General features: G+C 50.0%; 21 protein-coding genes. 12 read left to right on the top strand and 9 right to left on the bottom strand.

From position 1 onward, the window contains the following. The first annotated feature begins 1 nt into the window (after position 1). The 5 genes from AB4875_RS15245 to AB4875_RS15225 all read left to right on the top strand — a co-directional run bounded on the left by AB4875_RS15245 (position 2) and on the right by AB4875_RS15225 (position 4,088). Positions 2-1,165, top strand: a complete 1,164-nt coding sequence (locus AB4875_RS15245) for a D-alanyl-D-alanine carboxypeptidase family protein (protein WP_368376915.1) — start codon at positions 2-4, stop codon at positions 1,163-1,165. A gap of 42 nt (positions 1,166-1,207) precedes the next feature. Further along, positions 1,208-1,507 (top strand): HP0495 family protein, encoded by a 300-nt coding sequence (locus AB4875_RS15240; protein ID WP_368376914.1) that lies wholly within the window; start codon positions 1,208-1,210, stop codon positions 1,505-1,507. Continuing rightward, positions 1,508-2,191 (top strand): lipoyl(octanoyl) transferase LipB, encoded by a 684-nt coding sequence (gene lipB / locus AB4875_RS15235; RefSeq protein WP_368376913.1) that lies wholly within the window; start codon positions 1,508-1,510, stop codon positions 2,189-2,191. It begins immediately after the preceding gene. Beyond that, positions 2,188-3,189, top strand: coding sequence for a lipoyl synthase (gene lipA, locus AB4875_RS15230; RefSeq protein ID WP_368376912.1), 1,002 nt, complete (start codon positions 2,188-2,190; stop codon positions 3,187-3,189). Before lipB ends, lipA begins: the two co-directional genes overlap by 4 nt. A 173-nt stretch (positions 3,190-3,362) precedes the next feature. Then, on the top strand, positions 3,363-4,088 hold the full coding sequence (locus tag AB4875_RS15225) for an SDR family oxidoreductase (protein WP_368376911.1): 726 nt from the start codon (positions 3,363-3,365) through the stop codon (positions 4,086-4,088). A 16-nt stretch (positions 4,089-4,104) separates the two neighbouring features. On the opposite strand, the gene AB4875_RS15220 is transcribed toward AB4875_RS15225, so the two are convergent. Both AB4875_RS15220 and nadC read right to left on the bottom strand, forming a co-directional pair. After that, positions 4,105-4,917: a queuosine precursor transporter gene (locus tag AB4875_RS15220; RefSeq protein WP_368376910.1), complete on the bottom strand. Its 813-nt coding sequence runs from the start codon at positions 4,915-4,917 to the stop codon at positions 4,105-4,107. 65 nt (positions 4,918-4,982) lie between these two features. Further along, entirely contained in the window at positions 4,983-5,822 is an 840-nt protein-coding gene (nadC, locus tag AB4875_RS15215) for a carboxylating nicotinate-nucleotide diphosphorylase (RefSeq protein ID WP_368376909.1), read from the bottom strand. A 249-nt stretch (positions 5,823-6,071) separates the two neighbouring features. On the opposite strand from nadC, the gene AB4875_RS15210 reads away from it, so the two are divergent. Next, positions 6,072-8,423: a DUF1631 domain-containing protein gene (locus AB4875_RS15210; protein WP_368376908.1), complete on the top strand. Its 2,352-nt coding sequence runs from the start codon at positions 6,072-6,074 to the stop codon at positions 8,421-8,423. Between the two features lie 102 nt (positions 8,424-8,525). On the opposite strand, the gene AB4875_RS15205 is transcribed toward AB4875_RS15210, so the two are convergent. The 7 genes from AB4875_RS15205 to AB4875_RS15175 form a co-directional block, all read right to left on the bottom strand. Continuing rightward, on the bottom strand, positions 8,526-9,077 hold the full coding sequence (locus AB4875_RS15205) for a hypothetical protein (protein WP_368376907.1): 552 nt from the start codon (positions 9,075-9,077) through the stop codon (positions 8,526-8,528). Positions 9,078-9,091: 14 nt separating this feature from the next. Beyond that, positions 9,092-11,305, bottom strand: a complete 2,214-nt coding sequence (locus AB4875_RS15200; protein WP_368376906.1) for a xanthine dehydrogenase family protein molybdopterin-binding subunit — start codon at positions 11,303-11,305, stop codon at positions 9,092-9,094. Between the two features lie 11 nt (positions 11,306-11,316). Continuing rightward, positions 11,317-11,775, bottom strand: a complete 459-nt coding sequence (locus AB4875_RS15195; RefSeq protein ID WP_368376905.1) for a (2Fe-2S)-binding protein — start codon at positions 11,773-11,775, stop codon at positions 11,317-11,319. 311 nt (positions 11,776-12,086) lie between these two features. After that, entirely contained in the window at positions 12,087-13,076 is a 990-nt protein-coding gene (locus tag AB4875_RS15190) for a serine/threonine protein kinase (protein ID WP_368376904.1), read from the bottom strand. Then, positions 13,073-14,170, bottom strand: a complete 1,098-nt coding sequence (modC, locus tag AB4875_RS15185; RefSeq protein ID WP_368376903.1) for a molybdenum ABC transporter ATP-binding protein — start codon at positions 14,168-14,170, stop codon at positions 13,073-13,075. The genes AB4875_RS15190 and modC overlap by 4 nt, the downstream gene beginning before the upstream one ends. Next, positions 14,167-14,868 (bottom strand): molybdate ABC transporter permease subunit, encoded by a 702-nt coding sequence (gene modB / locus AB4875_RS15180; protein WP_368376902.1) that lies wholly within the window; start codon positions 14,866-14,868, stop codon positions 14,167-14,169. The genes modC and modB overlap by 4 nt, the downstream gene beginning before the upstream one ends. A gap of 73 nt (positions 14,869-14,941) precedes the next feature. Continuing rightward, positions 14,942-15,661, bottom strand: a complete 720-nt coding sequence (locus AB4875_RS15175; protein ID WP_368376901.1) for a double zinc ribbon domain-containing protein — start codon at positions 15,659-15,661, stop codon at positions 14,942-14,944. A gap of 94 nt (positions 15,662-15,755) precedes the next feature. Between AB4875_RS15175 and bioB the strand changes: the two genes are divergently transcribed. The 6 genes from bioB (at position 15,756) to bioD (ending at position 24,052) form a co-directional block, all read left to right on the top strand. Then, positions 15,756-16,814: a biotin synthase BioB gene (gene bioB, locus AB4875_RS15170; RefSeq protein WP_368376900.1), complete on the top strand. Its 1,059-nt coding sequence runs from the start codon at positions 15,756-15,758 to the stop codon at positions 16,812-16,814. Between the two features lie 24 nt (positions 16,815-16,838). Next, on the top strand, positions 16,839-18,026 hold the full coding sequence (bioF, locus tag AB4875_RS15165; RefSeq protein WP_368377093.1) for an 8-amino-7-oxononanoate synthase: 1,188 nt from the start codon (positions 16,839-16,841) through the stop codon (positions 18,024-18,026). Continuing rightward, positions 18,023-19,600 (top strand): malonyl-ACP O-methyltransferase BioC, encoded by a 1,578-nt coding sequence (gene bioC / locus AB4875_RS15160; protein ID WP_368376899.1) that lies wholly within the window; start codon positions 18,023-18,025, stop codon positions 19,598-19,600. Before bioF ends, bioC begins: the two co-directional genes overlap by 4 nt. 534 nt (positions 19,601-20,134) lie before the next feature. Further along, a complete protein-coding gene (locus AB4875_RS15155) occupies positions 20,135-21,100 on the top strand; it encodes a hypothetical protein (RefSeq protein ID WP_368376898.1) in 966 nt (321 codons plus the stop codon). A gap of 116 nt (positions 21,101-21,216) precedes the next feature. Continuing rightward, positions 21,217-23,334 (top strand): YjbH domain-containing protein, encoded by a 2,118-nt coding sequence (locus AB4875_RS15150; protein ID WP_368376897.1) that lies wholly within the window; start codon positions 21,217-21,219, stop codon positions 23,332-23,334. A gap of 28 nt (positions 23,335-23,362) precedes the next feature. Next, positions 23,363-24,052, top strand: coding sequence for a dethiobiotin synthase (gene bioD, locus AB4875_RS15145; RefSeq protein WP_368376896.1), 690 nt, complete (start codon positions 23,363-23,365; stop codon positions 24,050-24,052). Positions 24,053-24,302 lie beyond the last annotated feature (250 nt).

Below are 24,302 nucleotides of genomic sequence, written 5' to 3'. Positions count from 1 at the left end.
TATGTTTAAGCAAGTGTTTGCAGTCTTCGCGGCAACGGTCGTTTTATCCTCGAGCGTCGTTGCGCAGCCAGATTTGGTTCCTGCTGCGCCAAGTATCGCGGCATCGGCTTATTTTTTGATGGACGCCAATAGCGGCGAGGTGTTGATTGAACACAATGCCGACGAGCGTATGCCACCGGCCAGTTTAACTAAGTTGATGACTAGCTATGTGCTGTCCTACGAGCTAGAACGTGGTCAAGTTAGTAACGATGATATGGTCACCATTAGTAAAAATGCGTGGGCACAGAACCCGATATTTAACGGTTCATCACTAATGTGGATCGAGGTAGGTAAGCAGGTATCCCTTGGTGACTTACATAAAGGCGTGGTGATTTCCTCTGGTAACGATTCCAGTGTTGCGGTTGCAGAGCATCTTGCCGGCAGTGAAGATGCCTTTGCTGGCATGATGAACCAGCACGCGGCGATGCTTGGCATGAGCAATAGCCACTTCGCTAACTCTCATGGTTTACCACATCCAGATCACTACATCTCGGTGCGAGATTTAGCGACTTTGGCCAATGCAATCATTGCTTACAAAAATGAATATGCACTTTATAGCGAGCGCGATTTTGTTTTTAATAATATTCGGCAAAGTAATCGCAATGGTCTGTTGTGGAGTGATCCGAGTGTTGATGGATTAAAAACCGGCCATACTGTCGACGCTGGATATTGTTTGGTTACGTCTGCTAAGCGCGAGGGTATGCGTTTGATTTCTGTGGTCATGGGCACCAGCAGTGCTAAGGCTCGGGAGCGTGAAACCCAAAAACTACTTTCCTACGGCTTCCGCTATTTTGAAACCCACCAGCTTTACGCTGGTGGCACGGAGTTAACGCGCTCTAAAGTTTGGAAGGGCGATAGCGACGAAGTGAGTTTGGGGGTGCAGAAAGACGTCTTTATTACTATTCCTCGCGGTAAGAGCGACGCGCTTAATGCTCAGCTAAATGTTGATGAAGTGTTGATTGCGCCGATTACAGCGGACCAAGAGTATGGCGAGCTAGTTGTTAGTTTGGCGGGTGCAGAAAGACTGCGGGTGCCGCTGGTGGCGTTACAGGCTGTTGAGGAAGGCGGCATTTTAAAGCGTCTTTGGGATAGTATTGTGTTGTTCTTTGTTAACCTGATTTCTTGATCACTTGATAATGCGCGGGGGCAATCTCGCGCGAGCAGTATTATGAATAAATTTACTATGACCGAATCCCGGGAAGCCGAAACTGGCAATCCAACGCTGGAGTTTCCCTGTCAATATCCAATAAAAGTCATCGGCGTTGCTGGCGAGGGTTTACGCCAGAGAGTCATTGATATTATGCGCGCTAATGCGGGGGATATTGACGAGTCGCAGATGACTGAACGCGAAAGTAGCGAGGGTCGGTTTTTATCGGTGACGGTGGTGATTACCGCGACGGGTAAGCCGCAGCTCGACACAATATTTGCCGAATTGAAAGCAACCGGCATTGTTAAGATGGTTCTTTAAATGAGCAGGCCAGATACCCTTTGGGTGCGTAAACTTGGCCGCCAACCCTATGAGCCTGTATGGCGTGCAATGCAGCACTATACCGATATTCGGGATGTTAATAGCCCTGACGAGTTGTGGTTTTTGGAACATGATGCGGTATTTACCCAGGGTCAAGCTGGAAAGCCGGAGCATATATTGATGCCGGGGGATATTCCGGTGGTACAAGTTGATCGCGGTGGCCAAGTGACCTACCACGGGCCTGGTCAGTTGGTAGGCTATGTTTTGATAGACTTGCGGCGTTTGAGTATTGGTATCCGCGACCTTGTAACGGCGATAGAAAACAGTATTGTGGCTGTGTTGGCGAGCGTGAGCATAGTCTCGCACCCGCGTTCCGACGCGCCCGGCGTCTACGTTGAAAACGGCGCCAAAATAGCGCAATTGGGTTTGCGGGTGCGGCGCGGTAGCACTTTCCACGGTCTGAGTTTGAATATTGATATGGACCTCAGCGTGTTTCAGCGCATCAATCCCTGCGGCCATCAGGGCATGGAAGTGACTGATATTCGCCGTCAAAGCGCGGCGGAGCCGCAGTCGCAGAATGAACTTGCCGATAGACTTGGGGCAGAGTTGGCTAATTTATTAGGCTATTTACACCGTCGGGAAGTGAGCGAGCACTGCTTGCCCGACGCATCAGGGGTTTTATGAAATCAGAAACTGACAGCGCCGTAGGCCTGGTATCGAAGGCCGCTGCTAAAAAAGTGGTTCAGGGTGAGAAATTGCGTGGTGCGGAGAAAGTAGCACGTATTCCGATTAAAGTGATTCCGACGATTGAATTGCCCACTAAGCCATCTTGGATACGCGTCAAAATGTCGACCGGTCCTGAAGTGGGTCGGATTAAACGTATCCTTCGCAAACATAAACTGGCCTCGGTATGCGAAGAGGCTGCCTGCCCAAATTTGGGCGAGTGTTTTAGCGCGGGTACCGCCACCTTCATGATTATGGGCGAAATTTGTACCCGTCGCTGTCCCTTTTGCGATGTCGCTCACGGTCGTCCCAATGCCTTAGCAGAGAACGAGCCGCGCGAGCTCGCTGAAGCCATCGCCGAAATGAAATTAAAATATGTGGTGGTGACATCTGTGGACCGCGATGATTTACGCGACGGCGGCGCCCAGCATTTTGCCGACTGCATTCGTGAAACCCGCGCCCTCAGTCCTGAGGTTCGGATTGAAATTTTGGTGCCAGATTTTCGTGGCCGAATGGATGTGGCGCTAGATATTTTAGAGAAAGAAGCGCCTGACGTGTTTAATCACAATCTTGAGTCGGTACCGAGTCTGTATAAAAAAATACGCCCTGGCTCGGATTACCAGTGGTCTTTAGATTTGCTTAAAAAATACAAAGAGCGGCGTCCTGATGTATTGACCAAATCTGGTCTGATGTTGGGCTTGGGCGAAACCGCGGAAGAGCTGATCCAAGTAATGAAAGATATGCGTGCCCATGATATCGACATGATTACCATGGGCCAATATTTGCAACCCAGCCGTGATCATTTGGCGGTTGAGCGCTTTGTGACGCCGGAAGAGTTCGACGAGTTTGGCCGAATTGCCAACGAACTTGGTTTTAAAAGCGTTGCCAGCGGTCCGCTGGTTCGCTCTTCTTACCATGCTGACAAGCAAGTCGACTTTAGCTTGTTAAAGTCGATGTAGTGTCGATTTAGTAGCGATACTAATGCGCGTGATCGGCTTTGGCTTGTAGGTGCCAGTATCTCCTCCTAGAAATCTCGTATTGCTTTTGATGTTTGATCTATTGAATATGCCTAGCGTTGCTAGGCATACAATTTTCGGCTACGTGACGTGCCTGAACTATTTTGTGAGGTCCTATGTCTGCACAATCTTTAGCGCCTCTCTTTGTTATCAGTGGGGCCTCTCAAGGCATTGGTGCCGCCATTGCCGTGTGTTTTGCAAACGCAGGTTTTCCGCTGCGCTTGGCCTTGGTGGCGAGAAATAAGACCGCACTGGAGCAGGTGGCAGGCAATTGCGGCGCTGCCGCTGAGGTGCGGTGCTACGCGGTTGATGTTAGCGATGAGCAGCAAGTAAACGATTTTTCACTGGCATTGCAGCGCGATATGGGCGACGTCGCGGTGTTGATTAATAATGCCGGTAGTTGGCATGGCGCGGCTATTCAGGATATGACGGCAGCAGATTTCGACCATGTTATTGCGGTAAACGTGCGCAGTACATTTCTATTGAGCCGAATGGTATTGCCAAGCATGTTAGCGCGGCAGTCGGGTGATATTTTTAATATGTCATCAACTGCTGGCTTTGAAGGCTATGCTGGCGTGTCAGCCTATTGTGCGGCTAAACATGCGGTGAGCGGGTTTACGAAAGCACTGCGCGAAGAAGTACGAGGCAAAGGTATTCGCGTTTCATGTGTTTCTCCGGGGCCGACGTACTCGCCATCTTGGCAGGCATCTGGTGTTGCTAAGGCGCAGTTAATGCCCGCTGAAGATGTGGCTCGCGCCTTTTTAGATATCTATCGCATGGACCGCAATGTGGTGGTGGAAGATATTGTCTTGCGGCCTCAGGCGGGGCACATCACGAGTTAACAAGAGTATCCGCGTTCTACGGTTCTAACATCGCCTCATGTTTCATTGCCGCGGCCTTTTCAGCGCCTAGGTATCTTTCAATGACGTAGTGCACTGCGTACAGCAGTGGCGTCAGTAATATTGCCATTAGAAACTTATAAATATAATTTACCACACCAATGGCCAGCACCAGCTGTAGGCTCCAGTCGGCACCAATGTAAAAGGCAATAAACAACACCACAAAGCTATCAATGAATTGGCTGATTAGGGTGGAACCGGTTGCCCGCAGCCATATCATGCCTTCGCCGGTGATTTGCTTCACGCGCTGAAAGACGGTGATATCAATAATTTGGCCAATGAGGAAAGCAATCAATGAGCCGATGATAATCCAGAGGCCCTGGCCAAAGACTAACTTAAAGGCGGCGTTGTAATCGCCAACTTGGCTGCGCAGTGCCGCTTGCTCCTCTAAAGGCAGGCTTGGGTTGATATGAGATTGGGGCCAGAAGTCGGCAGGTGTGAGGTGTATGCCAATAAAGACCATGGCGAAGGCATATATGATGAGCCCCGATGTTAAATACGAGAGTAAGCGAACCCCGCGTTTGCCATAGTATTCGTTAATCAAATCGGTCAGCACAAACACAAAGGGCCACAGTAAAACCCCTGTCGTCAAATTAAACGCCAGTCCATCTATACCGAATGCATTGAAATTTAGAGGGGGAATACCGAGGCTATGTTCTAGCGAGAAAATTTTAACGCCAACTAATTCTGCGAGTATCGCATTGGCAACAAAAAAGCCCCCGAGCACAATGAAAAGTCTGGTGGCTTTATCACTAAGTACATTTTTTAGCACCGATGTCTCCTATACTCAGTAGCGATAATTTCCGGTTTGCCGCGGTGCTATTGCCATGCGGCGCTTTAAATAAAGCGCATAGACAGATCTATGGCTTGGGCATGTTTTGTTAGTGCGCCAATTGAAATAAAATCGACACCGGTTTCTGCGATTGCCGCTAATGTTTGGGTGCTAACATTGCCGGAGGCTTCCAACTTAGCGCGGCCTGCAGTGATGGCTACACCTTCACGCATATCGTCGAGACTGAAGTTGTCGAGCATAATAATGTCGGCGTCGCTATTCAGTGCAATCTCTAGTTCAGTGAGACTCTCTACTTCAACTTCTATGGGTTTTAGTGGCGCAATATCTCTAGCTGTAGCAATCGCTGCACCGATACCACCGCAGGCGGCAATGTGATTCTCTTTAATTAGAAAGGCGTCATATAAGCCAATTCTGTGATTGTGGCAGCCCCCGCAGCTCACCGCGTACTTTTGTGCTGTTCGCAATCCCGGTATGGTTTTTCGAGTATCCAACAACCTTACTTTGGTGTGAGCGACCAAATCTGAGTATTGCTTGCAGAGGGTGGCCGTACCCGACAGTAATTGTAGGAAATTTAGGGCGGTGCGCTCGCCAGTCAACAGCGAGCGAGCCGGGCCGTTTAACTCAAATAAAATACTGTTGGCGGCAACATAGTCGCCGTCTGCGATATGCCAGGTAATTGTGACCGAGTTATCAATCTGTTGAAAAACTTCGTTGACCCAATTAACGCCGCAAATAACGGCGGCTTCGCGGGTAATAATGCGTGCGGTCGCGGTGTGGTTGGCGGGGATAAGTTGGGCTGTAATGTCACCGCTACCGATATCCTCTGCAAGCGCGAAACGCACGGTCTCAGTGATGTCGCGCTGCAAAGCATCTGAAAATTGCATGGTATTTTTCCAAGCCGATGGATTAATAAAAAGGGCAGTTGTGTATTCTATCAGGACACGCTTAAATGTGCCCTATTTGTAGTAGTTTGTTGCTCATCATAAGTAGTTGTAACAATGGCTGCGGAAAGACCTTTTAACGTATAACTATACCGCAGTCGGCACTTTCTATAGTTTGCGACGACTTATGGGTGAAGGTGTTGATAACCATAGGTTTTACTCTTGTAATTTCATTTAAAAGAATAGCTTTTTATGACTGACCCCACTTCCAAGGTAGTGAAATTAAACGCTCGACGAGAGTCGACTGTTGCTGCCGTTCCATTGCCCGATGCGTTGGCGGCAATACGTGATAAGGCTTGTGGTTTTTTACAAGGTCGTATGACGGTATTCCTTGATGAAGTTGATGACCGCTTGTTCGAGCTGGCTGACGAAGCGAGTAATGCTCGCGAACAGCACCTTTATTTTGATGCTATGCGTGAGATTAGAGTTAATCGTGAGAGCATTGAAAAGGGTTTTTCCGAGGCGTTTATCACAGCGTTTGTCGCCATGGTGTCGAATAACCATGTGGCGTCGTCGTTGGAGCGAGGTCAAGCCAAACTTAAATTATTGGAGTCAGAAGCACTTGAAGAGCTGATTGCACTTGAAGGCATGGCAAATAAAGCGGAGCGCCGTTTTCTCCACGAAGTCTGGATTTTATGTACCGCCTGGCAACAGGTTGTTAGCGGCCCGTTGCTTGCTGCAAAAGAATTACCAATGGGGCCTGCAAAAATAGCCTCCGCTCTGGGTGTTGCTTGTCAATCACTAGATATAGATATTAAAGCTAAACTAATTGTTTTTAAGATTTTTGATGCCAAAGTGATTGCCGGTTTTGGGGAGCTATACCAACTGCTGGTTCCGGTGCTAGCTGCCCAGGGTTTACCGCTGGAAACGCTTGAGAAAAAATCAGCGAGTTCTGCGCCTAAATCAGAGGATGATAATACTGAGTTATCGGCAGAGCAGGAGTCGCAGAGTGCGTCGCCGCAAAGTTCGCAGTCAGCGGAATTGGTCACGCATTTGTTTGATGCGATAGATACTTTGCTGGGGAAGGGTGGCGAGACTGGTGGGTCCAAGACGTCGATGTCTAAGCCTTCTTTCATGGTAGCGCTGCAGGAAATGCAACATGAGCAATTCGATCAATTCAATGTAAAAAACTCATCGGGCGGTTCAGCGCAAACCGACTTTGATGTTATGGCGCAAAAGTTAGTAGGGCGCTTGCAGCAGGTGAACTTGGTTGCTAATACCGATGTGTCGGCACTTTCGCGTCAGCGTGATCAAGATACCATTAATTTCGTCGGCGCCCTGTTTCAATTTATTCTGGATGGTGATGCTTTAGCCGAGTCTTTGAAGGGACTTATTGCCCGCTTGCAGATTCCGGTATTAAAAATGGCAATGCTAGATAAGGGCCTTTTTAGTCATGATGAGCATCCGGCGCGCAAATTACTAAGTGCCCTGGTTAGTGCAGGTATTGGTTGGTCGCCTGTGGCGGCTGCAGAGCGGGATCCGCTGTATAAGAAAACCGAAGAAGTCGTGATGTGTATCTTGCGTGATTTTGGTGTAGATACTCAGGTCTTTGCCGACGCCTGCGATAACTTTTTATCTTTTAATGAGAAAGCCCAGCGGCGAGCGGAGTTGGTTGCGCGTAGGACGGTAGACGCGGAAGACGGGAAGGCGGCCGCTGAAAATGCGCGTATGCATATAGCGGCCATTTTAGAGCGAAAATTGGGTGGTGTTGATTGCCCGCCGGTGGTAACTAAAATATTGCAGCTGGGCTGGAGCAAGGTTTTATTTCTGAGTTATATCCAGCATGGTAAAGATAGCGAACGCTTTAACGACGATGCTGGTTTGATTGAGCGCTTGCTATGGAGCGTCATGCCCTCTGATGATGTGGGTCATCGAAACGAACTGATATCCACCTTGCCAGTGTTGGTTGAAACCTTGCGCTTGGGGTTTACACGAGTTTCATTAAATTCCTTCGAAACTGATCGCTGGTTTGAGCAGCTAGAGCGGCTGCATCTCGCCAAGCTTAGTCGGAAGAGTACGCCTTCGCGGGATTCGCGCAAGGCGTCGCCACGAGATGCGGGGCTTGAAGGCCAAGGTACTGCAGCGCCTGAGAGCGACACCAGTTTTGATGAGGCAGATTTGGCGAATTTGGATGCGTCGCTGGCTGAAACCCTCGATGACGATGACGCTTGGCCTGCCTCCAAGGCCCATTCTGTGCCATTAGCGCCGCAGCTAGATGTTGAAAAAGCAAAGGAAAATCATCAGCAAACGACTGATGAGTTGGCCAACAGGATACAAACCTTGCGGGTGGGTAATTGGGTTGATTTTCGTCAGGACGATGGTCGTATACTGCGCTGTCGTTTAGCCGCCGTTATCAATGGCATTGGTAAATATATTTTTGTAAACCGTTCGGGGATTAAGGTCGCCGAGCTTAACCGCAGTGAGTTAGAAGCGGCGCTTATCGATCAATCCATAGCGCTTATCGATGATGATCGACTGTTTGATCGGGCATTGGAATCGGTGATTAGTAATTTGCGCGACATGAAAGACAAGCCTCTTAAATAAGCTACCCGGCATTGAAAACCCATAGCAAATTACCAGTGCCGCCAAGCCAACACGCGGTAAGCCTTTAATGACGTCGATAGAGGCGTATTAAAAAGGACTAATTTAACAAGGCCCGCCGGCTTCGACCCATGCTTTTAACGCTTCTTCAAAGTCTGTCTGGCTAAGTGGCGGGGTAGTGCGATTACTGCCCGGCGTCCAGCCCCACAACACTAATTCGTCTTTGGTCATATGTTCGAATAAGTCCTCTAGGCTGCGATTGCCGTTTTTGCTGGTATCTTTAAGGGCATTACAAAGTCCGCGTTCATCCAAGCCCTCCCAGCCCATGCTTAACGGCGCTAGGGCCCAGTGGGGGGCGCCTGGCACGGCATCGTCGGCCACATTTTCGTCTTGATGACAGGCGGAGCACTGCAGCGTAGGCGCACCATGGTTGTCAGCGCCCCTGACAACTAATTGGTCATGGCGGCGGCGTTCGTCACCCTGTCGTGGAAAGTCTGTGACGGTATGACAATTCATGCACCTTGGGTGAGTTAAAACCTCGTAAAGCGGCTCGAATAATGGGGATTGCGCGAGTGCATTACCATTTGTTAGAGCCGCGGTGATGAAAACGGTTAGTGCCATCAGCCAGCGAGCCTTAGATGCGGAATTTAGTGTCATAGTCAGCTCCCTGATTAGGCGATTATAAAATTACTGCGGGTGAGCGGCAGCTCTCGAATACGCTCACCAATGGCGCCGTAAATGGCATTGGCAAGGGCCGGACCTACGCAGGGAACGCCCAGTTCGCCCACGCCACCCACTGGCATAGCGCTGTTGACGATAACGGTTTCTATGACCGGGGTTTGATGCATGCGCAGAACCGGATAATCATCAAAATTACTTTGCTGAACAACACCGTTTTCTAACAGTATTTCACCGAATAAAATACTTGATAGCGCAAAAATAATTGCCGATTCGACTTGGGCTATTACTAAATCTGGATTCACCGCAGTACCGCAATCTACGGCGCTAACGACGCGATGGACGGTAAGCTCTCTATTTGCAGAGACAGACACTTCAACGACCTGTGCAACAAAGCTATTCCAGTGTCCCATCACAGCAATACCTTGACTGATTCCGGCGGCGCTAAAACCCCAGCCAGCAGCCTCGGCGACGGCGTCTAGCACCGCGCGGTGGCGTGGTTTTTCTGAGAGCAAATCGCGCCGAAAGTTGTAGGGATTTTTGCCCACTTTCATTGCCAGTTCATCTACAAAGGTCTCTTGTGCAAATACGTCTGAAAATTTATTGACCGAGCGCATCCACAGTGCTGGCATGGTGGGATTGGCAGTGATATGGGCGTCCATCAGCACATTGTCTATTTTGTAGGGCATACCGGTATCAAAATCAGTTAACTCCCTAAGCGGAGGTAAGGTGAAATCAGCGAGGTTATCGAGAAGGTTTTCGCCATAAAGACTTGCTGTGACATCTTGGGTGACTGCTCGATGGGTCCATGCGCTGATATTGTTGGCGCTGTCGATAGACGCGGACACTCTGACGGCGGCGGCTGGTCGATAGAAGCCACCTTTCATGTCATCTTCCCGTGTCCAAATGACTTTTACCGGTTGTTGTAATTGCTTGGCTACCGCGCAGGCGTCGCGTACATAGTCGGCAAGAGGGTTACCTCTGCGTCCAAAGCCGCCGCCTGATGGCATGGCGTGAAACGTAATTTGACCTGGCAGTAGACCTAAAACAAGGCCCGCAAAAATTTTGTCTAGGGTTGGTGATTGGGTGCCAGTCCAAATCTCTGCGCTGCTGCCGTCATAGTCGACGACCACATTCAGTGGCTCCATGGCGGCGTGAGCCATAAAGGGGAAGTAATAGTCTGCGCTTAGGGTTTCGCTAGCTAAGGTCTGCGCAAGTAGCACTAGTCCATCGTTTCTAATGGGAAGGCCCGGAATGTTAAGTCTGAGCTCATAGGCACTGCGCTGGATATCGGAATCAGTGCGGCCGGCTAGCAGTTCGTTCCATTGCACCGTGAGCGCTTTACGGCCTTTTTCTGCAGCCCAAAAATCGTCGGCGACAACGGCGACCCCACCGATAATAGTATAAACACCTCTCACCCCCGGAACGGCAAGAGCGGCATTATCATCAACATTAAGGGCTTGGCCGTTGAATCTAGGTGGCCGAGCAATAACGGCGGTGAGCATATTGGGGATATCAACATCTATCCCGTATTGAAAGCTACCATCGGTTTTGTCGGCGGCGTCTAAGCGCTGTGGAGATGTGCCGATGATGCGATAGTTTGCCGGATCTTTTAACGGTGGGTTGTTGGGAATGGCTTCTTCAGCTGCCGCGCTAGAGAGTTCACCGTAACTAGCGCTGCGCCCGCCGATATCATCTATTACGTGGCTCGCTTCGGTGCGGAGGGTGCTTGCCTCGACGTCCCAGCGTTTCGCTGCCGCATTGATCAGCATTTGTCGAACGGCGGCGCCGACACTGCGTTGCCCTTCAAAATAACCACGAACAGCGGAGCTTGCGACGGTGAATTGAAGTAGGTTTTGGAAATATGGATTGTTAAAGTTAGCCGCTACCGGCGATAACTCGGATGTCACTTGACTCCAGTCGGCGTCAAGCTCTTCAGCGACGATCATCGGTATAGCCGTGAGGGCGCCTTGGCCGATCTCTGCCGCGCCGACGAGGATGGTTATTTTGTTGTCGGTACTGATCCGCATGAACTCGCCAACTTGGAAGGCATCCGCAGGCGTTGTTGGTGGGCCGTCGTTGTCGTTTGGGTTGCTTGGAGCATTGCCGCCGGATGAGCCGCCGCCACACGCGACCAGTAGGCCGCCGCCGGCAAGCACGCTAACGCGGATAAAATCTCGACGCGATACGCTTTTTAAATTAGTCATTGCAACAACCTCTATAGCTGCTCGGTGGCGATTTTATGGATGGCTTGGCGTATTCGCGGATAAGTGCCGCAGCGACAGATATTGCCTGACATGGCTTTATCAATGTCTTGATCGCTGGGTGAGCTGTTGTCTTTTAATAGCGCTGTTGCCGCCATAATTTGCCCCGACTGACAGTAGCCGCACTGGGGGACATTTAGTTCTTGCCAGGCACGTTGTACTAGGCTGCCGATGTTCTCATTACGGATGTCTTCAACTGTGCGAACTTGCTTTTCGCCAACGGCGCTTATTGGCATCACACAGGAGCGTGTAGGCTGGCCATCAATGTGCACCGTGCACGCGCCACATAGGGCTTGTCCGCAGCCATATTTGGTGCCTGTTAACTTTAGATTTTCTCTCAACACCCATAGTAGAGGTTTGTCTTCGCTGGCATCGACGGTGTGAGCAACACCATTTACGCGGATAGTAAACATTTGGGCTCCTGCGCCCTGACGAGAGGACGGACTTAATACTGATTGTTATGATTTCAGGCCTGAACCGTTATAAAAAACTAATGCTGGCGAGCTTATATTGTACTCAGGGGCCCAAAAGTGGTCTGAATGTTTATTATAACTATTAGTTTAGAAGATCAAATTGACGAAACCAACGAAACTAACGCTGAATGTTAGTATGCGAGTGCCGAAAATATAATCAAGCTCTACGTATAACTTCGGGGCTTGGATCAGGGCAGCGCAAAGGTGCAGATTATTAACTGCGTAGGCATGCGTGCCCGCTAATTTAACGTTCAGTAGGGCATGCGTAAGGCGGGTTCTTGCATCAACGACAGCTGCTCTCTTAATTGTAGAATGTGTTCGCCCCAATAGCGTTCGGTATTAAACCAAGGGAAGGCTTTGGGAAAAGCAGGATCTTCCCAGCGCCGCGCTAACCAAGCGGCGTGATGCATAATCCGCAAGCTTCGCAGTGCCTCGATGAGCCCTAATTCTCGGGGATTAAAGTCGTAAAACTCTTGATAGCCTTCCACTAATTCCATGATGGCGCGTTGCTGAGCGTCTTGTTCCCCGGACAGGAACATCCATAAATCTTGAATAGCCGGTGCCATGCGGCTGTCGTCAAAGTCTACCAGCCATGTCTCGTCACTGCGCGACAAAATATTGCCGACATGCCCGTCGCCGTGGGTGCGAATATACGTGGGGGCAATGTCTTTAAAGCGCTGGCGCACAAGCACTAAGAGATCCTCGCTCGTTGTTGCATAGGACTCTTGCAGGCTGTCAGGAATCACACCGAGTAATATATCGCGACGGCTTTCGTCGCCAAAACTGACAACATCGAGCTTGGGGCGGACTTGGAATGTTGTGCTTGCGCCCACCAAGTGTAAGCGACCAAACAGGCGGCCTAGTTGGAAGAGATTGTCCATATCATCCAATGCCGGCGCGTGGCCGCCGCGGCGTGGGTACAGGGCAAAGCGATACCCTTCAAAATGAAATAGGCTGTCACCTGCGGTATTTTGCCAGGGTGGAATAACGGGTATGTCGGTATCGGCTAGCTGCTGTGTAAAGCGATGTTCTTCTAATATCTGTTCGTCGCTCCAGCGCTCGGGTCGATAGAATTTCACCACGATGGGTTCTTTCTCTTCTAAGCCAAATTGATACACCCGATTTTCATAGCTATTGAGCGCAAAAACGCGCAAATCGCTGACATAGCCGAGGCTTTCAACTGCGTCGATGACGCGATCGGGATTGAGGTTGGTGAAATCGATTTGTTCTAGCGTGCTCATATTGTAGGCCCGTATTCATTGATTAAGGCGACAGTTTTAATCTGCGCAAAGATGCGTTGGCCTTCTTGAAGTTGCAGGCGGTCACAGGATTTACGGGTGATATGCGCCAACACATATTGCTCGTTTAGCTTTAAACGAATGGTGAGCTGGGCGCTTAAAGACGCTGTTGAATGGTGTTCGATAGCGTCAATAGTGCATGGCATAATATTCATTATGCTGCTTTTCTGAGGTGCTTCTAAGTTAATGCTAACGTCTCTTGCGGCCACAAATAGGCGCAGAGCTTGGCCTTTTGGGGCGCTAATCTGCTTGATGGTGAGCTGGTGATCAGTATCCAGCGCTATTGTACTGAGCTGGTAATCTACATCGTGCTCCACTAGCTGCGCGCTAAGCACTGCCCCGGCGCCCTGCTGATGGCTGAGGGGCAGGTCTAGTCGAGTGCTTAGGCTGATCAGATCGCCTTCGGCAATGAGCTGGCCGTTTTCCAATAAAATAACGTGATCGGCCAGGCGGCTAATTTCATGAAAACTATGACTGACATACAAAACGGGAATGGCTAAGTGTTTGGCTAACGATTGCAGCACATCAAGCATTTGTTCTCTGGCACTGTCGTGCAGGCCCGCCAGTGGCTCATCCATCAGCAGAATTTGGGGGTGACGAAGCAGTGCGCGGGCGATGGCAACACGCTTGCGTTCGCCGCCAGAAAGTTTGGTGATGGAGCGATTTAACAGTGGCGTAATTTGTAGCCAGTCACACACTTGCTCAGTTGACGGTCCGGCACTATTAAATTGCCGTTTGCGAGCATACTCAAGGTTGCCGGCCACGGTGAGGTGCGGGAATAATTGCGCGTCTTGAAAAACAAGCCCAATACCGCGGTGTTCTGTTTTTAGGGTGCGACGCTCCGTTTGCCAGTCTTGTCCTACAAATTGCACCATGCCTTTGGGGGCGATATCTAAACCGGCGATGCAGCGAAGTAGGCTTGTCTTACCGCTGCCACTGGGTCCGCAAATTGCAGTAACCCCCGAGCTTGGCAATGCCGTATCAATATCGAGATTGAAGTCGCCGAGTTGCTTGTGCAGAGATAGCAGGAGACTCATTTAGCGGTCTCACTGTTTTGCACTGGGGATGTGACGACACGGTAGCCATTTACCAAATACACAAAGCTCAGCACCAGTAAGGAGAAGGCGATAAGTCCGCCGGCCAACCAGTGCGCGGTGTCGTATTGCAAAGACTCCACCCGCTCATAAAGTGCGATGGAAAGGACCTGAGTCTCGCCGGGTATATTGCCGCCAATCATTAAGACCACCCCGAATTCGCCGACGGTGTGGGCAAAGCCGAGGGTGCTGGCCACTAAAAAATTGCTGCGACACAGCGGTAAAATGACACTGAAGAAACGGTCGATGGGGCCTGCGCCTAGGCTGGCAGAGGCCTCTATTAATGGTTTGGACAGTTGCTGAAAGCCACTCTGCAAGGGCTGGACTACAAAGGGCAGGGAATAAATTACCGAGGCAATGACCAGTGCGCTAAAGCTAAAGGCCAGCGTGCCACCGGTTAATAGTTGCCAGAATTGAGCGATGGCTGAGTTCGGTGCAAAGGCAATAAGTAAGTAAAAGCCTAAAACGGTGGGTGGCAGTACCAGAGGTAGGGCGATGATGGCCTCTAATACCGGTTTAATACGAACGCGGGTATGCGCTAGCCACCACGCCAGTGGCGTGCCAATGACTAATAAAATAAGCGTTGTTAAGCCCGCTAATTTGAGTGTTAAGGCAATGGCGAGCCAGTCGTTATGGCTCATGTGAATGTCTGCAATGTGGATTGGAGAGAGGCTTGTGTGGGCATTTATTTCTCCTCCTTTGTCATTGCTTGCCTCAAGGTGTGCGCGCCAAACACCAAATATCAATGCGGGCAGCGCCGTTGCGCGCCAGTATAGCGGCCATGGTATTGGCTGTCGCGGTTGTTGTAAGCACATCGTCTATCACGGCGAGATGTTTGCCGTTGACGTTATGATGCTTTGAAAATGCAAATGCCTGCTGCAAATTTTTACGTCTAGCGGCGGCGCTTAAACCCTGTTGTGAACGAGTTGCACGGGGGTGGCTGACGGCGTGATATATCGGTATATCTAACGCCGCACTAAGATCCTTGGCGATCATTGAAGATTGATTGAAGCCGCGTATTAGGCGCCGTCGCCAGTGGATTGGAACGGGTATCAGCGCGTCGGGAATGTGATTGATTTGAGCTTGGCAGTGGCTTAGCCATAGTCTGCTGAGCACTGCGCCATACTTAAGCTTCTTTTGATGTTTAAAGCCCGCTATTAGGCGGTCAACAGGGAAGTCATAACGCAGCGGGCAAATGCAGTGTCGAAAAGCTGGGGGGTTGCGGAGGCATTTCCCGCAGCGTGTGTGTTGATGATTCTCCGCCAAGGGCAGCGCACAACATTCGCAGCAACTACCCAGCCACGGCAGCTCGTTTTCGCAGCTCTGGCATAGATCTATATGCCGCAGGCTGGGGCTTTGGCACAGAATGCAGCGCCCAGGAATAAGTTGATAGATTAGGTTTTTAATATCGTTTTTCGAAGATCTGTTAACCATGGGCATCCTTGCTGGTTGACAGCTTGCTGTAAGCCTTTATTATTGCTGCTCTAAAAGTAAGCCAAATTAAACAAACTTCGTGTTGGACTTTATCATGACTACCGCCGCTTTAACGACAATTCGCACAGACTGGACCAGTGAAGAAGTTCAGGCTTTATTTGCTCAGCCATTTAATGATTTGTTGTTTCAAGCGCAGTCGGTACACCGCGCTAATTTTGATCCCAATGCGGTTCAGGTCAGCACCTTGCTGTCGATTAAAACCGGCGCATGCCCTGAAGATTGCAAGTATTGCCCTCAGAGCAACCGTTATGACACCGGGCTTGAGAACGAAAAGTTAATGGCAGTCGAGAAAGTGCTGGCCGAAGCGGTTGCCGCTAAGGCGTCTGGTGCTACCCGGTTTTGCATGGGGGCCGCGTGGCGCTCACCGAAAAAGAAAGATATGCCATATGTTACGGCGATGGTGAGGGGCGTGAAAGAAATGGGCCTAGAAACCTGCATGACCTTGGGCATGTTAACGGGTGAGCAGGCATCAGAACTTGCCGAGTCGGGTTTGGATTATTACAACCACAACTTAGATACCTCGCCAGAGTTTTACGGTGAAATCATTACCACACGTACCTACCAAGATAGATTGGGTACTTTGAGTAATGTCCGTGACGCCGGTATTAAAGTGTGTAGCGGTGGCATTGTCGGCATGGGTGAATCGATCAAAGACCGCGCCGGCTTGTTATTGCAGTTGGCTAATTTGCCGGTGCAGCCGGAGAGTGTGCCCATTAATATGTTGGTGAAAGTGGAAGGCACGCCAATGGCTAATTTGGCCGATTTAGATCCCTTTGATTTTATTCGGACTATCGCGGTAGCGCGAATTATGATGCCGCAATCACATGTGCGTTTGTCAGCAGGCCGTGAATCAATGAACGAGGAAATGCATGCGCTGGCTTATTTTGCGGGTGCCAACTCGATTTTCTATGGGGAAAAGCTATTAACAACGCCAAATCCAAAAGCCAATAAAGACTTGGAGTTGTTTGGTCGTTTAGGAATAAAGCCTGAAGAGCGTCATGTTGAACATAGTGATGAGGCGGAAAGTGATGCCTTGTTGGGCGCGGTTGAGCAAGCGCAGAACGACCGCTTCTTTTACGACGCAACGGCATAGGCCTCATCGGGCTAGTTAATTATGATGATTGAGGCTCTGCAGCGCCGGCTGACAGAGCGCCATCAACAATCTCGCTACCGAAAACGGCGTGTGCTTGAAACAGCGCAGGGTCCGCGGGTTATTGTCGATGGGCGCGAAGTTCTATTGTTCTGCAGTAACGACTACCTTGGATTGGCCAATCACCCGCAGCTCGTGGCGGCGATGCAGCATGCCGCTCAAACCTATGGTGTTGGCGGTGGTGCATCGCATCTTGTTTGCGGCCATTCCGCGGTGCACCACCGCTTAGAAGAGCGTCTTGCCGAAGTGACTGGGCGAGATCGCGCCCTGCTGTTTTCTACCGGCTATATGGCCAACCTGGGCACTGTTACTGCGTTGATGGGCAAAGGCGATCATATTTTAGAAGATCGTTTAAATCATGCTTCCTTGCTCGACGCGGGCCTTCTAAGCGGCGCGAAATTCCAGCGTTTTCATCACAACGATCTAGACGATCTTGAGCGCCGGCTAAAAAAACTGCCGGCTTCCGGTCAGCGTTTACTGGTGGTTGACGCTGTTTTTAGCATGGATGGCGATATTGCACCCTTGCCTGAATTGGCGGCATTGGCCAAGAAATATGATGCGTATTTAATGGCGGATGATGCCCATGGTTTCGGCGTGCTTGGGCACGGCGGTGCAGGGTGTTGTGAGCTCTTCGGCCTGGATCAGGATCAGCTACCGGTACTGATGGGTACATTGGGTAAGGGCATTGGCAGTTTTGGGGCGTTTATTGCGGGCAGTGAGTTATTGATTGAGAGTTTGATCCAGTTTGCTCGGCCCTATATATATACCACCGCGATGCCGCCTGCTGTGGCAGCGGCGAGCTTGGCCAGCTTGGATTTACTTAGCTCCGAATCTTGGCGTCGCGAGCATTTAATGGCGTTGATAAGCCACTTCAAAGATGGCGCTGCGAAGTTAGCCCTGCCATTGATGGCGTCGAATACGGCGATTCAGCCTTTATTAGTGGGTGATGAAGCACTTGCGATGACGATAAGTGCCGGCTTAGAGGCCGAGGGTGTGCTTGTGTCTGCTATTCGCCCACCTACGGTTGCAGTTGGGCAATCTCGGCTGCGTATCACCATAACTGCTGGACACTCAGTGGCAGATGTAGACGTATTGCTTGCAGCCTTGCACAAGGTGCTTCCTTCAGCGTTGCGTGTTACGGCACAGCTCCCATGACGGTGATTTATCGTGAGCGCCTTGCCGCTTACCGCAGTGGCGCTGCTGAGCTGGTATTGCTACACGGCTGGGCGAGTGACGCTGAAATTTGGCGAAGTATCATTCCCCCCTTGCGGCGGCACTTTCATATTACTTTAATTGATCTGCCGAGCTGTGGCCGCAGTCCAGCCTGCAGCGCTGGTGATGACACGTCTTCAGTGATTGAACAGCTTTTGCCGGTGCTTCCTGATTCGGCTATTTACTGTGGGTGGTCATTGGGTGGGATGTTTGCCACGGCGATAGCCGCAAAATATCCCGAACGCGTTAGTGCTTTAATTACGGTGGCGAGCAACGCGGTATTTGTCGCAGATGAAGTTTGGCCCGCGGCAATGCCATCGGCAGATTTCCTTGCCTTTGAGGCGGCGATTGAAAAGAACGTAGTAAAGGGGCTGCGCCGCTTTCGGTCATTACAGCTTTTAGGCGATCAGCGTGCAGACTCGGTAGCCGCTATTTTGAGGCGCCAGCCAATACCGGTGAATGCCTCGGCGCTTACTCAGGGGCTCAAGTATTTAAATGCTTTAGATAACTGTGCAGCGCTGGCGGCGATTCGGTGTCCGGTAATACATGTTTTTGGCTCCGAGGATGCGCTTGTGCCGGTGGCTAGCGCTGAGTTGTTTGCTGCGAATTATGCCGACCACAAATGCAGTGTCATGATGGGCTGCGGTCACATTCCCTTTCTGTCGTCGCCTCAAGAATTTATTGACACAGTCGTCGATTTCGTCAATTCGTGGCAGCTACTCGACGATGCCAAGCCCTACCATCTTAATAAGTCTGACATTGGTCGATCTTTCAGCAGGGCGGCGTCGAGCTATGATGGCGCCGCACAGCTTCAACGGCGTATTGCCGATAAATTAGTCTCATTCTTGCCCGCATTGCCGAGCGAAACACTGCTGGATCTCGGCTGCGGCACCGGCTATAGCTTACCAGCTCTGCGTCAATATATAGGTGGCGGGAAGTTGCTGGCGGGGGATCTTGCCCCCGGAATGTTGGCATATGCAAAAGGACGTTACGCAGCTTTTGCTGACGGATGGTTGTGTGCTGACGCCGAAGATCTTCCCTTGACCGATAGCAGTGTCAATCAAATTTTCTCGAGTTTAGCGCTGCAGTGGTGTGAGAATTTACCGGCCGTGTATGCGGAGATTGAGCGTGTGTTAAAACCCGGCGGCTCAGCAGTTATCGCAACACTGGGTCCCGACACATTGCATGAGTTACGTGAGTCATGGCGGCGGGTGGACGGATACGAGCATGTGAATCAATTTGCCCCGCAGCCAGAAATTTTGTCCGCTATTGAAAATGCAGGGCTAAAAGTTGAGGAATGGCAGGAAGTGCGCGAGCTTATGCAATACGAGCGTTTGTCGGATTTAACCCGCGAACTGAAAAACATTGGCGCTCATAATGTAAATAGTGGTCGCCCTGGTGGCTTGACGAGTCGCGGACGGATTAAAGCACTCACTGCCGCCTATGAGCAGTTCAGAGAGCCTGGCGGACGTTTACCGGCTACCTACCAGGTTTGGTATTTGCGCTGCACTAAGTAAGGCAAGTTTCTAGCCTATTATGCCCTTTTGTTGCGCGCAGCTTGTGAGGTCGCATTATTCTGGTGCGGATATATTGACTTTATAGTAAAGTAAGCTCAATTTTTATTGCGTCGGCGGGCGGTTTGCGGTGAATTTCGCGCTGCGAATGCAGTAATAAGGCTTGTGGCGCATCTTTTGCTAAGTTTAGCTCATATAGATGTGATTTTAATAAAAATGCCACTCAAAGTGGCTAGTGTTCTAGCACGTCTGTCTTGTAAGTGGCATGTGTGTATTGGTTGCAGTCTAGTTTGTTTCGCTGGCATTTAGTCTTGAAAACGATTTCCGCAGCGCTTAATGTGCTCCTAAAGTCGAAGTTGTGAGTTAGTGCCGCTGGTTGTAGTTGTGAATATTGCCGAGCAATGACAAAATATTCAGCGACTTAGAGATTGAATGTTTGGCTAAGGTCTTTTAACCTTATGCCATTAAAGGGGTGGGGCAGCGATCTGCTGCCAAAGCTGGCAATAATCTGTCTTGAGAATGGAAATGGAGTTTAATATGAATATGTTTAATAGTACGCGGCTTAAATTGCTTGCGGCAGGTGTTTTGTCAGCGGGTGTTATCGTTGGTTGTGGTTCCGACAAGAAAGCTGATGGGAATGCGCCACAGACAATAATGGCCAGCATTACAGCGGCGCAAGGTGCTTTAGTTGGTGCAGACTGTCTAGTAACAACAATTGCTAACGGTACCCGTTCGTTTAAAACTGGCCCTGATGGTCGAGTGGACTTTACTATAGTAACCGTACCTAGTGAATATCCATTAGTTGTCACCTGTACTGGTGGTAGTTATGTTGATGAAGCGAATCCTAGTGCTGGTTTAATTGCCAACAATGATATCCTTCGTTCAATTATGCCTGATGCTGCAACATTTGCCTTAGTGGGCAATAACTGGGCGGTAACGCCGTTCACTGAATTTGCCGTTTCCTTGTACAAAAGCATCACGCCTGCAAGTTGCCAGCGGGTTGAGACTTTGTCGCTTTCCCTGAAGGAGATTGCCGATCGCATTGCCCCTGGTTTATATGAAAGTGCTTCCGGTTTAGATTTCTTGGCTGGACCCACTCCGGTTGTAACTGGGGATGAGGATTTAAGTGCTGGAACCCCAGCAGACATCTACGCTGCTTATTTGGCTGGCTTAGCTCTAGTTGCTAGTGAGAGAAGCCCTGCAATTTCTCCTGCAGCGCTAGCTCAAGAAGTATCTGCGGCGATTGCCGGTGGGACTGCTATTCCTCAGGATGTGGTTGATAACTTATTCAATCGCGCTCAAGCGTATATGACTGGCAAAGGAGCGAAAGGCCATCCTTTAACGGCTCCTAGCACGGCACCTACAGGTGGCGCAGCTACTAAGCCAACTATTGCAGGCTGTGCAGGTGGTACTGGTGGTACTGGTGGTACCGGCGGTGGCGGTAGCGGCGGTAGCGGCGGTAGTGGTGCTGGTACTGGTGGCGCTGGCGCTAGCGGCGGTTGATATTTGCCGGTAGTAACGATAAGAAGGGCGGCTTTGCAGTCGCCCTTTTTTTATGTATTAGTGAATTATATTTGGCTCAAATTATAGTGCCGCGCTAAATGGAAAAGAGGTGTTCATTGAATAAGAATATAGCTACTTTTATCTTGTGCTCTGCTGTGCCAGCTCTTGGTTATGCGCAGGGAAATATGAATATGCAGGGTATGAGCGGTTTGTTTAACGTTCCTGATGCCTCGGTTTTAGAATACGGAACATCTACGGTTGCTTGGGATGCCCAGATTGATGGGCGGTATTCGCGCATTCGAAAATTAAACGATCAAGGGAACGATATTAATATCGGTGCAGGGATTTTCCCTCATATTGAAATCGCAGGGAGAAATGTCACCGGTAGGTCGACTGCGGGTGGTTCTGACCTATCATTCAACGTTAAATTACAATTGCCTTGGGAGCTACTAAATGGCGTCTCCTTTGCCATTGGTGAGCAGGATTTTGGCGGTGCAATTAATGAATACGATACCAAATACGCAGTAACAACGTGGCAATATGGCAAGTTCCGTTCGACCTTGGGTTTTGGTCAATATGATGGTCGTGCCGGTCAAACTCTGCGCCTAGATGGGGTTTTTGGTGGTGTTGAATACGCCGCCGCAGAATGGCTGAGCGTGATACTTGAGGATGATGGTCACTCGCAAAATACCGGTGTTCGCTTGTCGACACCAGATTCGTTATTGCCAGCGGGCTGGAAGGCCTCGATGTTATGGATGCTGTCGGGCGAAGAGGGCGTCGATGGTAGAAATGATTGGTACGGTTTTAATGTAAAGATTCCACTGGGACAAAAATATCAGCGTACGTTGCCAAAAGACCAACCCCGAGTTGCCCTAGCCGCCCGCTCTGTTGCTGTGGTTGAGGAGCAGTATGGCTTAGATCCGGAGCTTGAAAAAAATCCACTGCTGTATCCTCCGGATTCTGAAATTGTAGATCCAAATGTGCGTGCGCGCATAGAGAACGAGGCTCAGCTAAAGCGCGAGTTCATTGCCGCAAACTTAGAAAAAGTGCGTGTTCAACGCTACGGTCGCGAGTGGATTATCGCCTTTGAGAACCTTAGTTATAACAATAACGTCATTGACGGCTTGGCGGTCGCAATCGGTATGGCGGCCTCTATATTGCCGGAGGGCGATCGGTTTTATTTGCAGCTTGAAAAATACGGTATCCCGGTTTTTGGCCTTGGTGGCGAGGTTGGAGCTTGGGATGCGTTTATGAATGGTAGGGGTGGCTTGCCAGAGTCGGTGATGGTTGCGGCGCCAACGAGTAAATTGCGTCGTCGCAGCGGTGTTAACGTTGTTCAGTCTACTTTTGAGGATGTGAAGGAGTATTTGGCATTTCGCCCAACCGTAATGCTCAAACCCATTGTTTCATCGACCTTAGGCACAGAGTTTGGTGTTTTTGATTACTCATTGGCGGCACGAACAGATGTTGTTGTGCCTTTATGGCAGGGTGCGGCATTTAATATTTCAAGGAATTGGTCTGTTCAAGAAACCGATGATTTCACCAAAGACGGTATTTTCGGTGGTGTATTCAGGGAGCAGCGGATACGCGATGGTGTAAAAGATCGCGTTATCAGTCAAACTTTCCGTTTGGGGCGTGGTTTTACTACCATGATTTCTTACGGTCGATTTTTCGACTTTAGTGATGGTGTATCCTTGGAGAGTCGCTGGGAGCCAGGTGATGGCCGGAATCGCTTCCGTATTATTCTTACTGACTTTGAAGATAAGCATGATTCGAGTATTACCCGTAATGCCCGCTTAGCCTCATGGCGCTATTTCTTCCAGAGCACCAATAGCGAGATTAATGTGACCGCTGGTGAGTTTTACAACGAAGATTCGGGTTATAAAATTGACTTTACTCAGCATATTGGCGACACGCGCCTACATCTGATTTATAAAAAGTCTGAGGGTAATAATTTTGCTGGTATTGGATTTACTATACCGTTAACACCCCGCAAGGATGTTGGTCGGGTCGCAGGGGTTCAGATAACAGGTACCCCAAGCTGGCGCTACGACATTAATACTATATTGGGTGAGCCGGTCAATCGCCTGGTGTTTGGCCCCAACGGTATTCCGACAGAGTTTTTCAATTTACGTAACGGCTATTTTAATGGCGACCGTTTGAGTCCGGCCTATATCCGCGCGAATCAAGAGCGTCTGCGTGAAGCCTGGCAGACCTTTGGTGTTGAAAAATAAACCTTGATGATAAGGGTCGAAGTATTTCATGCTGCCTAGCCGACATTACTTTATTAGCGGTACCGATACCGATGTTGGCAAGACCCTGGTTGCTTGCGGTTTACTAAGAGCTGCCGCGTTACGGGGTTTGCGGACTTTTGCGATAAAGCCGGTTGCTGCTGGTGCAGAGCTAACAGACAACGGTTTGCGCAATGAAGATGCCCTCATGTTGATGGCGGCGATGACAGAAGTATTGCCGTATCAGCAGGTTAACCCGGTATTGCTGGAACCGGCTATTGCGCCCCATATCGCGGCGGAACAAGCTGGTAAGCGGATAACGGTTTCTCAGCTCGCGGGCATCTGTCGCGGGGTGATGATGCAGTCGGCAGACCTTGTTTTGATTGAGGGCGCCGGCGGTTGGCGGGTCCCCTTAAATCGCCATGAGTTGCTGTCGGGCCTAGCATCTGAGTTGCAAACTCCGGTTATTCTTGTGGTCGGTATGAGGTTGGGTTGTATTAATCATGCATTGCTTACCGCAGAGGCTATCCGAGCGGACGGTTTGCGTTTAGCGGGCTGGGTAGCAAATCAGATAGATCCAGGTATGTCTTGTTTTGAAGAAAACCTTGCCACCTTAAAAGCCATGCTGGACGCACCGTGCATTGGTGTCGTCCCTTATCTAGCGCAAGACCAGCGGGCTGCAGACGCTGTTGCAGCTTGTTTGGATATTTCTATTTTGTGATCGCGGTCATACTTCTGCGCTATTTTTCTGCTCTCGCATTACTTTAATGTAATAATCTCCTATGGTGTTCCGCTTTTTTATGAGTGCACAGCTACTGGCGCTGTGCAGGTGATTCGAATAACTATTAAATAAGATCGCTTTATACTCATATTGTTGCGCTTCATTGCGGTGCAATCTTAGTGGATTAGGCAAAAAGTTCGGTAATTTTTTCATTCCCCATTAACAACTGTTAGCTTTTGCGAGATACTCA

Source organism: Zhongshania sp. R06B22 (assembly GCF_040892595.1).
Taxonomy (GTDB): domain Bacteria; phylum Pseudomonadota; class Gammaproteobacteria; order Pseudomonadales; family Spongiibacteraceae; genus Spongiibacter; species Spongiibacter arctica.
The sequence above is the reverse complement of the archived record's forward strand: the minus strand, read 5'-3'. Positions and strand labels throughout refer to the sequence as shown.

Excerpts from the sequence above, each read along its gene's own strand:
- nadC (WP_368376909.1), bottom strand. The coding sequence starts at position 5,822 with ATGCAATTTTCAGATGCTTTGCAGCGCGACATCACTGAGACCGTGCGT.
- bioB (WP_368376900.1), top strand. The coding sequence starts at position 15,756 with ATGACTACCGCCGCTTTAACGACAATTCGCACAGACTGGACCAGTGAA.
- lipB (WP_368376913.1), top strand. The coding sequence starts at position 1,508 with ATGAGCAGGCCAGATACCCTTTGGGTGCGTAAACTTGGCCGCCAACCC.
- modB (WP_368376902.1), bottom strand. The coding sequence starts at position 14,868 with ATGAGCCATAACGACTGGCTCGCCATTGCCTTAACACTCAAATTAGCG.
- AB4875_RS15205 (WP_368376907.1), bottom strand. The coding sequence starts at position 9,077 with ATGACACTAAATTCCGCATCTAAGGCTCGCTGGCTGATGGCACTAACC.
- lipA (WP_368376912.1), top strand. The coding sequence starts at position 2,188 with ATGAAATCAGAAACTGACAGCGCCGTAGGCCTGGTATCGAAGGCCGCT.
- AB4875_RS15240 (WP_368376914.1), top strand. The coding sequence starts at position 1,208 with ATGAATAAATTTACTATGACCGAATCCCGGGAAGCCGAAACTGGCAAT.
- AB4875_RS15175 (WP_368376901.1), bottom strand. The coding sequence starts at position 15,661 with ATGGTTAACAGATCTTCGAAAAACGATATTAAAAACCTAATCTATCAA.
- AB4875_RS15190 (WP_368376904.1), bottom strand. The coding sequence starts at position 13,076 with ATGAGCACGCTAGAACAAATCGATTTCACCAACCTCAATCCCGATCGC.
- bioD (WP_368376896.1), top strand. The coding sequence starts at position 23,363 with ATGCTGCCTAGCCGACATTACTTTATTAGCGGTACCGATACCGATGTT.
- modC (WP_368376903.1), bottom strand. The coding sequence starts at position 14,170 with ATGAGTCTCCTGCTATCTCTGCACAAGCAACTCGGCGACTTCAATCTC.
- AB4875_RS15195 (WP_368376905.1), bottom strand. The coding sequence starts at position 11,775 with ATGTTTACTATCCGCGTAAATGGTGTTGCTCACACCGTCGATGCCAGC.
- AB4875_RS15245 (WP_368376915.1), top strand. The coding sequence starts at position 2 with ATGTTTAAGCAAGTGTTTGCAGTCTTCGCGGCAACGGTCGTTTTATCC.
- AB4875_RS15200 (WP_368376906.1), bottom strand. The coding sequence starts at position 11,305 with ATGACTAATTTAAAAAGCGTATCGCGTCGAGATTTTATCCGCGTTAGC.
- AB4875_RS15225 (WP_368376911.1), top strand. The coding sequence starts at position 3,363 with ATGTCTGCACAATCTTTAGCGCCTCTCTTTGTTATCAGTGGGGCCTCT.
- bioC (WP_368376899.1), top strand. The coding sequence starts at position 18,023 with ATGACGGTGATTTATCGTGAGCGCCTTGCCGCTTACCGCAGTGGCGCT.
- AB4875_RS15210 (WP_368376908.1), top strand. The coding sequence starts at position 6,072 with ATGACTGACCCCACTTCCAAGGTAGTGAAATTAAACGCTCGACGAGAG.
- bioF (WP_368377093.1), top strand. The coding sequence starts at position 16,839 with ATGATTGAGGCTCTGCAGCGCCGGCTGACAGAGCGCCATCAACAATCT.
- AB4875_RS15155 (WP_368376898.1), top strand. The coding sequence starts at position 20,135 with ATGAATATGTTTAATAGTACGCGGCTTAAATTGCTTGCGGCAGGTGTT.